This is a genomic window from Kaistia granuli DSM 23481, from assembly GCF_000380505.1.
GTDB lineage: Bacteria > Pseudomonadota > Alphaproteobacteria > Rhizobiales > Kaistiaceae > Kaistia > Kaistia granuli.
In genome coordinates, this window is record NZ_AQYH01000008.1 from 180,780 (window position 1) to 194,812 (window position 14,033).

At 66.4% G+C, this 14,033-nt stretch carries 11 protein-coding genes and 1 tRNA gene; 6 read left to right on the plus strand and 6 right to left on the minus strand.

Translation table 11 applies throughout. The features are described from left to right. Positions 1 to 53 precede the first annotated feature (53 nt). Positions 54 to 815 carry an outer membrane protein gene (locus G342_RS0113170; protein WP_026304408.1) on the minus strand — a complete coding sequence of 254 codons (762 nt, stop codon included), beginning with the start codon at positions 813 to 815 and terminating at the stop codon, positions 54 to 56. A gap of 519 nt (positions 816 to 1,334) precedes the next feature. Here G342_RS0113170 and G342_RS0113175 point away from each other — a divergent pair. Both G342_RS0113175 and G342_RS0113180 read left to right on the plus strand, forming a co-directional pair. Further along, positions 1,335 to 1,410, plus strand: a tRNA-Ile gene (locus G342_RS0113175). A 25-nt stretch (positions 1,411 to 1,435) separates the two neighbouring features. After that, complete coding sequence (locus tag G342_RS0113180) at positions 1,436 to 2,440, plus strand: 2-keto-4-pentenoate hydratase (RefSeq protein WP_245557276.1); 1,005 nt, start codon at positions 1,436 to 1,438, stop codon at positions 2,438 to 2,440. 278 nt (positions 2,441 to 2,718) lie between these two features. Here G342_RS0113180 and G342_RS0113185 read toward each other — a convergent pair whose 3' ends face one another. From G342_RS0113185 to G342_RS0113200, 3 genes are all read right to left on the minus strand, one after another. Further along, positions 2,719 to 3,954, minus strand: coding sequence for a helix-turn-helix transcriptional regulator (locus G342_RS0113185; protein ID WP_245557277.1), 1,236 nt, complete (start codon positions 3,952 to 3,954; stop codon positions 2,719 to 2,721). 18 nt (positions 3,955 to 3,972) lie between these two features. Beyond that, entirely contained in the window at positions 3,973 to 5,484 is a 1,512-nt protein-coding gene (locus G342_RS0113190; RefSeq protein WP_018183623.1) for an ATP-binding cassette domain-containing protein, read from the minus strand. Positions 5,485 to 5,779: 295 nt separating this feature from the next. Further along, positions 5,780 to 6,793 (minus strand): aldo/keto reductase, encoded by a 1,014-nt coding sequence (locus G342_RS0113200; RefSeq protein WP_156830965.1) that lies wholly within the window; start codon positions 6,791 to 6,793, stop codon positions 5,780 to 5,782. A 305-nt stretch (positions 6,794 to 7,098) separates the two neighbouring features. Here G342_RS0113200 and G342_RS0113205 point away from each other — a divergent pair, with 305 nt between their 5' ends. Beyond that, entirely contained in the window at positions 7,099 to 7,824 is a 726-nt protein-coding gene (locus tag G342_RS0113205) for an SIMPL domain-containing protein (protein WP_018183626.1), read from the plus strand. A 6-nt stretch (positions 7,825 to 7,830) separates the two neighbouring features. Here the strand turns inward: G342_RS0113205 and G342_RS24110 are convergent, their stop codons facing one another. Further along, on the minus strand, positions 7,831 to 8,793 hold the full coding sequence (locus tag G342_RS24110) for a diacylglycerol/lipid kinase family protein (protein WP_018183627.1): 963 nt from the start codon (positions 8,791 to 8,793) through the stop codon (positions 7,831 to 7,833). 168 nt (positions 8,794 to 8,961) lie between these two features. Then, positions 8,962 to 10,206: a glutamine-hydrolyzing carbamoyl-phosphate synthase small subunit gene (gene carA / locus G342_RS0113215; RefSeq protein ID WP_018183628.1), complete on the minus strand. Its 1,245-nt coding sequence runs from the start codon at positions 10,204 to 10,206 to the stop codon at positions 8,962 to 8,964. 247 nt (positions 10,207 to 10,453) lie between these two features. Here carA and G342_RS0113220 point away from each other — a divergent pair, with 247 nt between their 5' ends. From G342_RS0113220 to dnaG, 3 genes are all read left to right on the plus strand, one after another. Continuing rightward, positions 10,454 to 10,906 (plus strand): GatB/YqeY domain-containing protein, encoded by a 453-nt coding sequence (locus G342_RS0113220; protein ID WP_018183629.1) that lies wholly within the window; start codon positions 10,454 to 10,456, stop codon positions 10,904 to 10,906. A gap of 9 nt (positions 10,907 to 10,915) precedes the next feature. Beyond that, positions 10,916 to 11,884 carry a small ribosomal subunit Rsm22 family protein gene (locus tag G342_RS0113225; protein WP_018183630.1) on the plus strand — a complete coding sequence of 323 codons (969 nt, stop codon included), beginning with the start codon at positions 10,916 to 10,918 and terminating at the stop codon, positions 11,882 to 11,884. Positions 11,885 to 12,002: 118 nt separating this feature from the next. Next, the gene (gene dnaG, locus G342_RS0113230; RefSeq protein ID WP_018183631.1) at positions 12,003 to 13,940 is read left to right on the plus strand and encodes a DNA primase; all 1,938 of its coding nucleotides are present in this window, start codon (positions 12,003 to 12,005) and stop codon (positions 13,938 to 13,940) included. Positions 13,941 to 14,033 lie beyond the last annotated feature (93 nt).

Consider the following 14,033-nt stretch of genomic DNA (forward strand, 5'->3'; position numbering starts at 1 on the left):
CAAAAGAAAGGGCGGCCCGAAGGCCGCCCTGAGGAACCCCGTCTCGGACAGGCTTAGAACTTGTAGTTCAGGCCGGCCTTGAGGGTGTGGAACTTGGTCTCGACGTCAAGCGTCGCATGGAAGGGGTCGAAATTGCCAGCGTTGATGATCTGGTCGCTTCCAAGATCAACGTAAAGATATTCGGTCTTCAGGGTGATGTTCTTGGTGATACCGTATTCGAAACCCGCGCCGATAGTCCAGCCGGTCTGGGTGTTGGACGCGGATTCATCGATGATCGAATTGCCATTGATGTTGGCCGAGAGGGAGGACTTCACACTGCCATAGGCCAGACCACCCGTGCCGTAGAGCAGCAGGTTGTCATAGGCGTAGCCGAGGCGAGCGCGCACGGTGCCAAACCACTCCACCTCGGAGCCCGCTTCGAAGCTAGCCGAATCATTGCCGAAGTTGAGATTGCCGTTGATCTTGCCCTCATAGGACGACGCGGCGATATCGGCTTCGACACCGACAACCCAGTTGGGGTTGAACTGCCAGTTGTAGCCGATCTGGGCGCCGCCGAAGCCGCCGCTGGCATCCTGCTCGATTTCACCATTGATGAGCGAGAAGATCTCGTCACCCGTGTCGACCGACAGGTCGCCCGGATACTTGAAGTCACCGGCGGCGACGCCGCCATGCACGCCGATGTAGAAGCCGGTCCAGTTGAACACGGCCGGCGCCTCGACGGGAGCCGGCTCATAGGTGAGATCTGCGGCCTGGGCGCCGACAACGCCCAGCGCCAGAACCGAAACCATCGTCGCGCTGCGAAGTACGAATTTCATTTGAAGCCCCTTGCCTGGAAGTACCCCAGCCGAACGATCATCGCCCGACCTGCCCTGATGACATCACCCTTACCTCAAGGAAGGCGAACTAGATGTTGCAGGGCCGCAACAGGACTCTCGGCCTGACGTAGCGTCCAGGCCGATATGGCTGAATGTAAGCACGGTACACTTATCGATTAATCGGTAAGTACTTAAAAAATAGAAATATATGGAGAGGTCTGCATCTGCGTCACCAGCCGCCAGATCTGTGGCGGAAAAACCACGGATTGTCGCCAAAAACGTGCACCGCCCGATTTTACGTTGCGGCGATGCGTGGCAAGGGCGAATCGGCGAGTCGTTTCTAGGGCTTCCCATCTTTCGCGACCGGATCTCATCCCGCATGCGCGAGCTATCCTCGCCCCTCGGCTCGCCCCCGTCCCGGGCCGGCGCAATCGCGCCCCTGCACAACCGATCCGGTCAAGGCCCTTGCCCGCGCCGGCCGATTGTCTATAGGAAGAAGCGCGCAGGCCGAGCCTGCCCGGGCCTATAGCTCAATGGTTAGAGCCGACCGCTCATAACGGTCTGGTTCCAGGTTCGAGTCCTGGTGGGCCCACCAATCTTTTCATTGGCTCAGGGCCGCCTTGCGGCCCTCTCCTGTCGGTGCGCCCAGATCGTCACGCGCCAATTCGCGATCCCCTGGCGAGGCCCCAGCACCGGGATCCTCGGTTCCGCGAGGGCCGGTTGCTCCAGCGCCGCTTCCGGACCCGGATGGGATACCGGCCAAATCCTTCTGCGAATCCTATATTCCAGCCCGATCTTCCATCTCGAAGCCCAATGCGATCCGGCCCTACCTTGCCGCCGTCAGGAAGGTCACGACGATGGTCAACTCACTCGATGAACTGGCGCAGGCACTGGCACGCAACCGATCCGCGGGGATTGTCACGGACCTGCCGCTATCCTTGCTGCAATCGGAGGAAGCCGCGAAGGCGGTCCAGTCGGCTGCGCTCGCCGCGTTCGACACCGATTTCCGGGGTTACGCCCTGGTCGGCACCCATGCCACCGTCCGGCGAAGCCTCGGCCTTCGCGAGGCGATCGTCTCGCCCATTCCCAACCGCGCATGTTTCGAGAGCCGAAAAACATTCCCCCTGCCGCGCGGCATGATCGGGGCGCAATGCGAACTCCTCTTCACGATCGGCCGGAACTACCCGGCCGCCGGCGAGACCGTGGATCGCCAATCGGCGGCGGACGCCATCGTCGCGTGCCGGCCGGCCATCGGGCTCGTGGGGCGCCGCACGCGGACGGCGCCCGCCAATCCGCTGGTGGCGACGGCCGATTTCGCATGCCATGTCGCCACGATCTGCGGCCCTTCTCCCCGCCCGATCAACTGGCTCGATCTCGACAAGCTTCCAATGACCGCCCGGATCGACGGCAATCTCGTCATGAGCGCGAGCGCGTCCGACATCCTCGGCCATCCCCTGGAGGCCGTCGCCTGGCTGGCGCTTAACCTTGTCGACGACGGCGGCGGCCTCAATGCCGGCGATCTGGTCGCGACGGGCTCCTGCGCTCCCCTCCTCCAGGTGATCCCGGGGCAGACACTGGCCGTCGATTTCGACACGCTCGGCGCGGTCAACTGCGCCTTCGAGTGAACGATGAGGAACCGATCACTCCCGTCCAGGGGAGGATCCGGTCGCCGCCCAGCAAGCCGGCGGCGACACAGAGCAGAAGCGCCGGTGCACTGCACGCCGCCTTACCGGGCCATTAGCGAACTTCTCGAAATGGCGCTCCGTTCCATCCTCTCTGCTGGGCCCGGCGCAACGGGAAATGCCCTCGCAGCATTCCCGAGGACAGCGGTCGGGAACATCATTCGGAAGGGATTGCCGCGGGGTCGACGAGGGCGCGGCCCGGCCGGGCGCCGGGGCACCCCCTACCGCAGCATGCGTGTCACCAGGGCGATGAGCTCGACCTGCCGGTTGGTGTCCGTCTTGGCGAAGACGGAACGCATTTGCGCTCGCAGGGTGTGGTGTGAAACGCCGAGCGAAGCGGCCAGGCCGTTGATGCTTTCTCCCTGTGCCAGCCCCAGGACGAGACGGATCTCGGCGGCGGTCAGATGGAACCGCCGCGCCAGTTGGATCTCCAGCGCCTTGTCCGGAACCTGGCGCTCCCGCGGGCGAAACAGCACCAGGAACCGGCGCGAGGTCGGGAACAGGGCGGCGACGCCGCGCAGGTCCTGGACCTCCAAGCGGATCGGCAGCAGCGAGACCGCAAACGAGCCCTCTGGATAGTCGACAATCAGGTCGCCCAAAGGCTGGCGCGCCCCGTCGACATTGTCCCAGCCCTTGTCCTGCAGGCGGCTCAGGAAACGATGCTGGTATTCTGCCGGCCCGAAATCCAGCAGGTCACGGGCCCGGATCCGGATCGCGACCGAGCGGTCGACCCATGTGAGCAGAGCCTGGTTGGCCGCCAGCACGCGCCCCTTGCTGTCGACGAGGGCGCCGGGCGTCGTCAGCGATTGCAGCAGCGAGGCATCTCCCTCGAAAGGCGTCGACGATTGCATGCGCGCCCGATTGACGTCGAGCGCCTGCCGCATGCGGACGGCCAGCCCGCTCAGCAACGGCATCACCCTCGCATTCATGCGCTCGGCATGGTGGCTGCTGTAGTGAACGGCCAGCGACGCCTGCCGGCGGTGATCGCGGAAGACATTCAGGCCTGTGGAACTGTCGGCGGCGCCTTCGGGACGCAGCAGGTCGTTGTAGAACTCCGTCTGGTGCAGCAGGGCGACCGGGACGTATTGATCCCCCCAGACCGCCTGCCCTGGCTCCATGTTTTCAAGCAGGTCGCGCCAGGGTGAAATGGGAGCGAAATAGGTGGCATAGGCGTGAAGCGTGCGGTCGCTGAAGCCGCGGCTCAGCATCGGCGTCCAGCGAGTGCATTCCCGGTCGAAGGCCTGAAACAGGATCTTGGTGCCGCCCGCATGGGCTTCGAGCAGGTCGATGAAGTCGGACCATCGCTCGGGATTCAGAGCGGCTGCGTCCACGACATCGTGAAGTTCGGCCAATGCCCGGGCCAGTGCCGATCGATCTGACGACATGCTGCCCTCCTCCGATCCAGACGCTAGTGCATCCGTATGGATCGGAGAAGGGCGCATCGCGCGAATTGCCATCTGCGGTAGCAGATTGGCCTAGCCGAGCTGAAGCGCGAAGAACGCCTCGGGATCGTCGACCTCGACCAGGCGGTTGCGGACGATCTGCCAGAACCGCGTGCCGACCTGACGCACGAAGGCGCGATCATGGCTGACCAGCAGCGCCGTCGCATCATGGGCGAGCAGTTCGTGCTCCAGCGCCTCCTGGCCCTCGATGTCCAGATGGTTGGTCGGCTCATCGAGAATATAGAAGTTGGGATGCTCCAGCCGCAGCAGCAGCATCGACAGGCGGGCGCGCTGCCCGCCGGAAAGGGCGGCGATCTTGCCGTCCTGGATCGCGACCGACATGCCGGCATCGGCGAGAAGCGCCCGCGCGGCCCGGTCGTTGACATCACGACGGCCAGCGACCGCGTCCATCGGCGAACGGAAGCGGTCGAGATGCTGCAACGCCTGATCCGAGATCCCCGGCACCACAGAAGGTGCGACGCGGATTCTGGGGTCCGGCTCCGCCAGGGCGCGGATCACCTGGCTGAGCAGCCGCGTCTTGCCGGTGCCGTTGGCACCCAGCACCACCACCCGGTCGCCCCGGTTGATCCACAGCGCGCCGGTCCGGAACAGGGTTCGGCCGTCCGGGGTCTGGATATCGGCGTTGTCCAGCGACACCAGCGCCTTGGAATGAATGCCGGAATTGGTCAGGCGGATCGCGCCGGCGGAGCGCTCCTGGAAGGCGGGACGCGCCGCCTCCTCGATCTTCTCGGCCCGCTCGTTCAGGCGCTTGGTCTTGGTCAAAAGCAGGTCGGAGCCCGAATTGATGCCGATATTCTTGAGCTTGGCCGCCTGCCGCCGCAGCTGGCTGACCTTGGCGAGTTCATTGGCGAACTGCCGGCCCTCGGCCGCGTCCGCCTCGTCGAGCGCGGCGCGTGCTTCGGAATAGGATCGCGCGAACAGTTGCGACCGCTCGGAGCGCAGGAAGAGCGTCCGGTTGGTGGTCGCGTCGAGGAAGGCGCGATCATGGCTGGCGACGAGGAAAGGTGTGTTGCGGGCGACCGTGTCCAGCCAGCCCTGCAAGATGCCGATCCGGCCGAGATCGAGATGGTTGGTCGGCTCGTCCATCAGCAGGAGATCCGGCTCGGCCACCCAGGCCCGCGCCAGCAGCGCCACCCTCTGCCAGCCGCCGGACAGTGCCCGCAGCGGCTTTTCCCAGAGCTCATCCGGCACGGCGAGATCGTTGAGGGCGATATCCACCCGCCAGGCCTCGGACCGGGCCTGTTCGTCGCTGAGCGCCGTGAGCACCGCCTGATGGAGCGGCAGCGCCTGCAACGCCTCGGGAACGTCCTGCGTCACCAGCCCGACGCGCAGGCCGCGGGCGCGGGTGATGTCGCCATGGCTCGCGTCGGCGTCGCCGGCGAGCACCCGCAGCAGCGTCGACTTTCCGCGACCATTGGCGGCCACAAGGCCGGTCCGGTCACCTTTGACGATGGCGAAGTTCAGATTGGAGAAAAGCGGCGCGCCAAGAGTTACGCCGAGATTGCGGAGGTTGATCAGGGTCATGGGTCACGTGTCGATCTGTAGGGCGCAGCCCAGGGGCTGCCATTCGGGCAGATCGTCGTGACAGGAATGTCCCTCGATCAGCCCTGCAAACGGATTTGCAGGGCCTGGACAGGTCCACGGGTTCGATCGTGATATCGTTCGAGATGCATCCGACCCTCCCCTTGATGATGTGGACCGAGCAAAAACTATAGCCGTGGGCGGCGCGCGGTCAAGCGACCTCCGCCAAACGTTGAAGCGCCCTGCCCGTTAATGTCGGACAAGGCGCATCCTCGCCGGAATACCGGCCGAGGCCGGCTCAGGCCTGGGCGGGCGCGAGATCGGCGGCGAGCAGGCCTTCCGCAACCAGATCGGTCCAGAGGGCGGCCGGAATGACTACCTCCTGCGCCTCAAGGTTGCGGTCCAGATTGCGCTTGCTGCTGACGCCGAGCAGGACGGACGCTACAGCCTTGTGGCTCAGCGGGAAGCGCTGCGCGGCGACCGCCAGCGCGACGCCGTGGCGGGCGCAGACCGCCTCCAGACGGCGGACGCGATCGACGATCTCCCGCGGCGGTTCGGCATAGTTGTAGTGCGCGCCGGGAACCGGCCCGGTCGCCAGGATGCCGGAATTGAACACGCCGCCGACGACGATGCTGGCGCCGCGCTCGAGGCAGGCGGCGAGCAGCGGACGCGCGCCTTCCTGTTCCAGCAGGGTGAAGCGGCCGGCCAGCAGGAAGGCGTCGAGATCGGCATGGTCCAGCGCCTGCAGGCACACCTCGACCTCGTTGACGCCGAGGCCGATCGCCTTGACGTCGCCAGCGGCGCGCAGTTCCTGCATCGCCTTCAGGCCGCCCGACATGGCGACGGGGAAATACTCGGCGTTCTGCTCGACGCCATGCGTGTCGACGCCGATGTCGTGCATGTAGAGCACGTCGATGCGATCGAGGCCGAGGCGATGCAGGCTCGCTTCGTGCGAGCGCATCACGCCGTCATAGGAATAGTCGTATTCCTGCTCGAAGGGCAGCACGTCGACGAAACCGTAATCGCCCATGACGCGGCCGCGCAGCGGCGTCAGTATGCGACCGACCTTGGTTGAGATCACATAGCTGTCGCGCGGCTTGTCGCGCAGGAAATCGCCGAGCCGCCGCTCGCTGAGGCCGTGGCCATAGCGCGGCGCCGTATCGAAGAAGCGGATGCCCGCGTCCCAGGCCGCCTGCAGCGTCTCGTGCGCCGCCTCGTTGCTGACCGCGCGGTAGAGATTGCCGATGCTGGCGCCGCCGAAGCTGATCTCGGTGACGTCGAGGCCGGTGCGGCCGAGCGGGCGTTTGGCGATGCTCATATCAACCTCTGAATTTCGTTGGTGGCGACGGGTGGCGGCAGGGATCGCGCCAAGGCCCGGCTCCCGCGGCTACGGGAAAAGGCGATGCCGCCGGATAGCACAGGACGGGACGAAATGCTTCCGAAGATGGCGCGCCGGTGCAATCACGCACGGGTTCCGGCACGGCGGCGAAGGCATCGGCTGGGGACGGTGGGCGGATCACCGACACGACGAAGCGCACTGCCGCAGTCCCGTCGCAATGCCCCCCTATCCACGGCGAGGTTCACACGCAACACGCGAAAGACGAACGGGAGACGCCCATGATCCGCGCGCAGTTCATTCGGACCACCATCCTCGCCTCGACGCTCATTGCCGTCTTTGCCGCTCCCGCCTTGGCCCAATCCGCGCCGCAGCCGCCGACGCTGACCGTGTTCGGCGACGGCATCGCCACCGCCGCGCCCGACATCGCCGTCGTCACGCTGGGCGTCGTTTCAGAGGCCGCTACCGCCAAGGACGCGATGGGCGCCAACGCCACCGACATGACGGCCGTGATCGCCGCCATCACCGATGCCGGCATCGCCACCAAGGACATCGCCACCAGCGGCCTTTCGGTCAGCCCGGTCTATTCCGATCCGTCGAAGGATCCGAACGGCCGCGCCCAGGTCACCGGCTACCGCGTGCAGAACCAGGTGACGGTCAAGATCCGTGACCTCGCCAAGTCGGGCCCCCTGCTCGACAAGGTCATCGCCGCCGGCGCCAACCGCGTCACCGGCATCGATTTCGACATCGACAAGGCCAGCGCGCTGCGCGACGAGGCGATGAAGGCGGCGATCGCCGAGGCGCGCCGCAAGGCCAAGCTGATGGCGGAAGCCGCCGGCGTGAAGCTCGGCCCGATCCAGTCGGTGCAGACGAGCGAGGGCGGCGGCGTGCCGATCTTCCGCACCCAGATGGCAATGAAGGCCGATGTGTCGACGCCGGTGATGGGCGGCGAGCAGCAGATCACCGCCAACGCGACGATCGTCTACATCATCGAGCCGCAGAAGTAGAAAACCCTACGGCGCGGGGCCTTCCGGCCCCGCCGCCACGACCCGCGCGGCAGCCGCCGCGCCGATGCCCGGCGCCAGAACCGACAGCGCGCCGGGCAGACTCTCGAAGATGAGCGGCGTCGCCATCCGCGTCAGCTCGCCGTCGATCGACAGCCAGAGGCGCGGCCGATGGCTCGTGATCGTCGCCCGCCGCACCGCGAGCGATTCGATCTCCGGATTGTCGCGCCAGCGCCCGGCCAGCAGGTCGAGCCCCGCCTGCATGCGGCTCGCCCATTCCGCCCCTTCGGCAAAATGGATCTCGATCAGCCCCTCGTCGAGCTGCGGCCGGTCGAAGCCGGTCAGCGACAGACGATTGTTGCTGGCAAGCAGCGCATAGGCCTCGATCTCGCGTCGTCCGCCGGCGGTCTCCAGCGTCAATTGCAGGATACCGGCCCGGCTGAAGGCGCGCAGCGATGAGCGCGCCACCGCGATGAAGCGACCGAACGGCAGGCCGCCGCCGCGAAACTGCGCCCGGCCGCGTGCCACTTCCGCGAAATAGCCGAGCCCGGCCAAGGTATGAAACACCCGGCCATTGACGCTGGCGAGATCGATCCGGCTCGGTGTCGACGAGGCGAGCGCCGACAGCGCCGCGTCGAGTTCGGCCGGCATGCCGAGACTCTTGGCGAACAGGTTCATGGTGCCGAGCGGCAGGACGCCCAGTGTCCGCTCCGAGCCCGCCCCGTCGGCCGCGACCAGCTTGCGGATGGCATGGCCGACCGAGCCATCGCCGCCGCCGACGACGACCGTCGCCGGCCCCGACCGGGCGGCCTGGTCGATCGCCTGCAGGAACGCGTTTCCCTCGGCCAGGATCACCTCGGCCGAGTGGCCGCGCTCGCTGAAGGCGTGCTCGACGATGCCACGGATTTCGGCGGGATCGCGATCCTGGATCGTCCCGGCATGCGCATTGAGAATGACGACGGTATCGGCCACGATCTCTCCCAGGCTGAGACAGCCCCAAGGTGGCGGTCGCCGACCGGCAACGCAAGCACCGGCCGGATCGATCCACGCCCAGCAATGAAGGCGACACAGAAAATGAAAATCCCGCCCTTTTTAGGGGGCGGGATCAGGTCGTTCCATGGGAACGAGTGCCTGTCGCGATCAATCCTCGATCGGCGCGGGATGCTCGGGCAGCAGCGCCTCGCCCTTGCGGGCGCGCATCAGATTGACGAAGCGCGTGAACAGATAGTGGCTGTCCTGCGGGCCGGGCGAGGCCTCGGGGTGGTACTGCACCGAGAAGATCGGCTTGTCCTTGACGCGCAGGCCGCAATTCGAGCCGTCGAACAGCGAGACATGCGTCTCCTCGACGGTCGCCGGCAGCGAGGCGGCGTCGACGGCGAAGCCGTGGTTCATCGAGGTGATCTCGACCTTGCCGGTGGTGCGGTCCTGGACCGGATGATTGGCGCCGTGATGGCCCTGGTGCATCTTCTTGGTCTCGCCGCCGAGCGCGATGCCGAGCATCTGGTGGCCGAGGCAGATGCCGAACAGCGGCACGTCGGCCGCGATCACATCCTTGATCGCCGGCACGGCGTATTCGCCGGTCGCGGCCGGATCGCCGGGGCCGTTCGACAGGAAAACGCCGTCCGGCTTGTGGGCCAGAATCTCTTCACCCGTCGCCGTCGCCGGCAGAACCGTCACGTCGCAGCCAGCGTCGGCCAGCAGGCGCAGGATATTGCGCTTGATGCCATAGTCGACGGCGACGACCTTGTGCACCGCGTTTTCCTGGCGACCATAGCCCTTGTCCCAGACCCAGGTGGTCTCGTCCCAGCGGAAGGTCTGGCCGGTGGTCACGTCCTTGGCGAGGTCCATTCCCTCAAGGCCCGGCCAGGCGGCCGCTTCCTTCGCCAGTTCCGCCTGCGCGAACACGCCGTCGGCCGAATGGGCGATCACGGCGTTGGGCATGCCCTTCTCGCGGATCAGCGCCGTCAGCGCGCGCGTGTCGACGCCGGCGATGCCAACGATGCCGCGCGACTTCAGCCAGGCGTCGAAACTCTTCAGCGCGCGGTAGTTGGACGGGTCGGTGATGTCGGTCTTGATCACGCAGCCGCGCACGCCGGAAGCCGAGGCCATGTTGATGGTCTCGATGTCCTCGTCATTCGTGCCGACATTGCCGATATGCGGGAAGGTGAAGGTGATGATCTGGCCGGCATAGGACGGATCGGTCAGGATTTCCTGGTAACCCGTCATCGCCGTGTTGAAGCAAACTTCGCCAACCGCGTGACCGACGGCGCCGATGCCTCGGCCCTCGATCACGGTCCCGTCGGCGAGAATCAGAAGCGCTGTCGGCTTCGGCTCTGCCCAGACGTTTTCATCCGCGATCGTGTCGGTCAGCATTGTGTCGGCCATGGTCTACCTGCTGGTCTCGAGATGGGGCGCCAAGCTCGTGCCGACAAGCTTATGCCGCACAAAAACGCAGCGGATCCTAGGGATCCACCGCCTCGCGCCCATTTGCCCGGAAACTAGGCCAAGCCCGGCACCCCGTCAACCCGAAGCGAAAAATACAAAAGTCATACATTTCAATACGTTAGGATAGATGCGCTTGAAGGACGCGCCAAGCTTCTCTATGGTGCGCCAGCGTTCAAGGAGATTGACGATGCGCGATACCATCAATGCGGCCCTGAAAGGGGCAATGCTCGCCAAGGACAAGAAGCGCACCGGAACGCTTCGCCTGATCATGGCGGCGATCAAGGATCGCGACATCGTCGCCCGCACTGCCGGCACCGGCGAGGCAACCGACGTCGAGCTGATCGATCTCCTGGCCAAGATGGTCAAGCAGCGTCTCGAATCGGCGAAGATCTACGAGGACAATGGCCGTCCGGAGCTGGCCGAGCAGGAACGCGAGGAAATCGCGGTCATCGAGGAATATCTGCCGAAGCAGCTCTCCGACGACGAGGCCAAGGCGGCCATCGCCGCCCTCGTGGTCGAGACGGGCGCCTCGGGCATCCGCGACATGAACAAGGTGATGTCCGAGCTGAAGGCCCGCTATGCCGGCCAGATGGACTTCGCCAAGGCGAGCGCCGCGGTCAAGGCAGCCCTTTCCAGCTAGGACAACAGGATGGAACTGCCGCCGGCCCTCCGCGACGCCGTCGACGCGGCGCTCGAGGGCGCCTCGACGGCAGCCCTTGCCGAAGCCTCCGCCATGCTCTCGCAGCGCTATCGCAGCGAGTTGCGCGACGGGCGCTTCCACGTCTCCGAGGACGATGCCGCGCGCGCCTATCTGGCGGCGCGGCTGCCGGCGACCTTCGCCGCCGTGCGCGCGGCGATGGACGCGGCGGAAAGCCTGCTGCCGGAGTTCCGGCCGAAGACTCTACTCGATCTCGGCGCCGGCCCCGGCACCGCCATGTGGGCGGCGCGCGACACCTGGCCGACGATCGACGACACGCTGATGATCGAGGGCAGCCCGACCATGCGGCGCTGGGGCGAGACGCTCGCCGCCTCCGCCGCCCCGTTCAAGCGGGAATGGCGCGGCGTCGACTTCGCCAAGGGCAAGCTTGACGTCGACACGCATGACCTCGTCACCATCGCCTATGTGCTGGACGAGCTGGAGGAAGCGGGCCGAACCGCGTTGGTCGAGGCGGCCTGGCGCGCCACCGGCGCCCTGCTCCTGATCGTCGAGCCCGGCACGCCGGCCGGCTGGCAGCGCATTCTTGCCGCGCGCGCCCAGCTGATCGAGGCCGGCGCCCATGTCGTCGCCCCTTGCGCGCATGAAGCCCTCTGCCCGATCGTTTCGCCCGACTGGTGCCATTTCTCCCGCCGCGTGGCGCGCACCAAGATCCACCTGCGCAGCAAGGGCGCGGTCGTGCCGTTCGAGGATGAGAAGTTCATCTATCTCGCCGCGTCGCGCGCTCCCGCGCCCCGGGCGAGCGGCCGCGTGCTTTCGCCGCCGCGCGCCTCCAGCGGCAAGGTCAGCCTCAAGCTCTGCCTGGCATCCGGCGCGGCGGAGACCCGCCTCTTCACCAAGCGCGAGGGCGACCGCTTCAAGGCCGCCCGCCGGGTCGACTGGGGCGACGCCATCGACGTTTGAGGCGGCGACGGGCCTGCGCCATCAAGCCGCCCTGCATAGCGGGTATAAATCGTCCTCCGCCTTTGCCCTTCGACCCGCCAAGTCCTAAATTGGAGGGTCATCACCTGTTCGGGGTCCAATGCGTTTCTCGCCCTCCTTTCTCGACGAAATCCGTGCCCGCCTGCCGATCTCCTCGATCGTCGGCCGGCGCGTGACGTGGGATCGGCGCAAGTCGCAGCCGCAGAAGGGTGATTTCTGGGCCTGCTGCCCGTTCCATGGCGAAAAGTCGCCCTCCTTCCACGCCGAGGACCGCAAGGGGCGCTTCCATTGCTTCGGCTGCGGCGAATCGGGCGATCACTTCACCTTCCTGACCAAGCTCGAGGGCCTCTCCTTCCCGGAAGCGGTCGAGCGGCTGGCGATGGAGGCCGGCGTGCCAATGCCGGCGCGCGACGTCCATGCCGAGGAAGAGGAGCGCAAGCGCGCCTCGCTGCACGAGGTGATGGAGCTCGCCTGCCGCTTTTTCGAGGAGGGACTGCAATCGCGCGACGGCGCCAGCGCGCGCGGTTATCTGAACGGCCGTGACCTCGGCCCCGACATCCAGCGCCGCTTCCGCCTCGGCTATGCGCGCCAGAGCCGCAACGCCCTGAAGGAGCATCTGGCATCCAAGGGCGTGCCGCACGAGGACATGGTGGCGACCGGCCTCCTGATCTCGGGCGAGGACATTCCCGTCTCCTATGACCGGTTCCGCGACCGCGTGATGTTCCCGATCACCGATTTCCGCGGCCGCATCGTCGCCTTCGGCGGCCGGGCGCTCTCCCCCGACGCGCAGGCGAAATACCTCAACTCGCCGGAGACCGTGCTCTTCCGCAAGGGCGACCTGCTCTACAACGGCTTCGAGGCGCGGAAATCCGTACAGAGCGCCGGCACACTGATCACCGTCGAGGGCTATGTCGATGTCATCGCCATGGCGACGGCCGGCTTCGGCCACACGGTAGCCCCGCTCGGCACGGCGCTGACCGAACGCCAGCTCGACCTGCTCTGGCGGATGACGCCCGAGCCGATCCTCTGCTTCGACGGCGACAAGGCGGGGCTGCGGGCCGCCTACCGCGCCGCCGATCTGGCGCTCGCGGCGCTGAAGCCCGGCAAGACGGTGCGCTTCGCGCTGCTGCCCGAGGGCCAGGACCCGGACGACCTGATCCGCTCGTCCGGCCGCGAGGCGATGGCGCAGGTGCTGGCCGCCGCGCGGCCGCTGTTCGACATGGTGTGGATGCGCGAGACGGATGGCGGCGGCTTCGAGACGCCGGAACGGCGCGCGGCGCTGGACGCGCGTCTGCGCGATATCGCCAGGAGCGTCGCCGACGAGAGCATCCGCCATCACTATGAGCAGGCTTTCGCCGAGCGGGCGCGCGAGTTCTTCGGCTACGGCCAGAAGGGTGGCAACCGCCAGCCGCGCGGCGAACGCCGCCAGGACGGCCGGGGCGGCGCCGGCGGAGGCGCCGGGCGACCGCAGCGCCAGCCGCCGCCGATCATTTCGGAGAGCCTGAAGCGCTCGACGACGCTGTCCGGCCGGGTGCAGGCGCCGCTGCGGGAGGTGGTGCTGGTGATGACCATGGCCAACCATCCGAACCTCGCCGCGGACCATTTCGACGAATTCGCCCAGATCGAGTTGACGAATCGCGAACTTGACTCCCTTCGCACGCAAATCCTAGAGATTGCCGCCGAAGATCCGCACATCGATGGTGGGGGGCTGAGAAGCCGCCTTCTTTCGGCGCGGTTCGGCGATTTGCTCGACAAGCTCGATCTGCAGCTCGAGCGTTGTGGCAACTGGCAGGCCCGCGCGGACGCGGCCGATCGGGACGCGGCAGATGGTTGGATGCAGGCTCTCACCTTGCACAGGAAGGCGCGAACGTTACATAAGGAGCTCAAGGATGCCGAGGCTGCCCTAGCGACCGATCCGAGCGACGCCAATTTGGCGAAGATGATCGACATCCAGAACCAGATGGCCAACAGCGATGGAACCGAGGCTCTGATCGAGGGGTTCGGGATTAGTTCGGGTCGACGGCTACAGTCGATGTAGGGGTCGAGCGACCGATGACGGCGTAAGGTTAAGCGGGCCTTAAGACAAGAAAGTCTAAGAGTCGGGCGACCGACGGCATGAGGGAAACTTCGT

What these genes read in the sequence shown, in the direction of transcription:
- G342_RS0113170 (WP_026304408.1), bottom strand. Translation starts at nt 815, where the DNA reads ATGAAATTCGTACTTCGCAGCGCGACGATGGTTTCGGTTCTGGCGCTG.
- G342_RS0113185 (WP_245557277.1), bottom strand. Translation starts at nt 3,954, where the DNA reads ATGGCAATTCGCGCGATGCGCCCTTCTCCGATCCATACGGATGCACTA.
- G342_RS0113190 (WP_018183623.1), bottom strand. Translation starts at nt 5,484, where the DNA reads ATGACCCTGATCAACCTCCGCAATCTCGGCGTAACTCTTGGCGCGCCG.
- G342_RS0113205 (WP_018183626.1), top strand. Translation starts at nt 7,099, where the DNA reads ATGATCCGCGCGCAGTTCATTCGGACCACCATCCTCGCCTCGACGCTC.
- carA (WP_018183628.1), bottom strand. Translation starts at nt 10,206, where the DNA reads ATGGCCGACACAATGCTGACCGACACGATCGCGGATGAAAACGTCTGG.
- G342_RS0113220 (WP_018183629.1), top strand. Translation starts at nt 10,454, where the DNA reads ATGCGCGATACCATCAATGCGGCCCTGAAAGGGGCAATGCTCGCCAAG.
- G342_RS0113225 (WP_018183630.1), top strand. Translation starts at nt 10,916, where the DNA reads ATGGAACTGCCGCCGGCCCTCCGCGACGCCGTCGACGCGGCGCTCGAG.
- dnaG (WP_018183631.1), top strand. Translation starts at nt 12,003, where the DNA reads ATGCGTTTCTCGCCCTCCTTTCTCGACGAAATCCGTGCCCGCCTGCCG.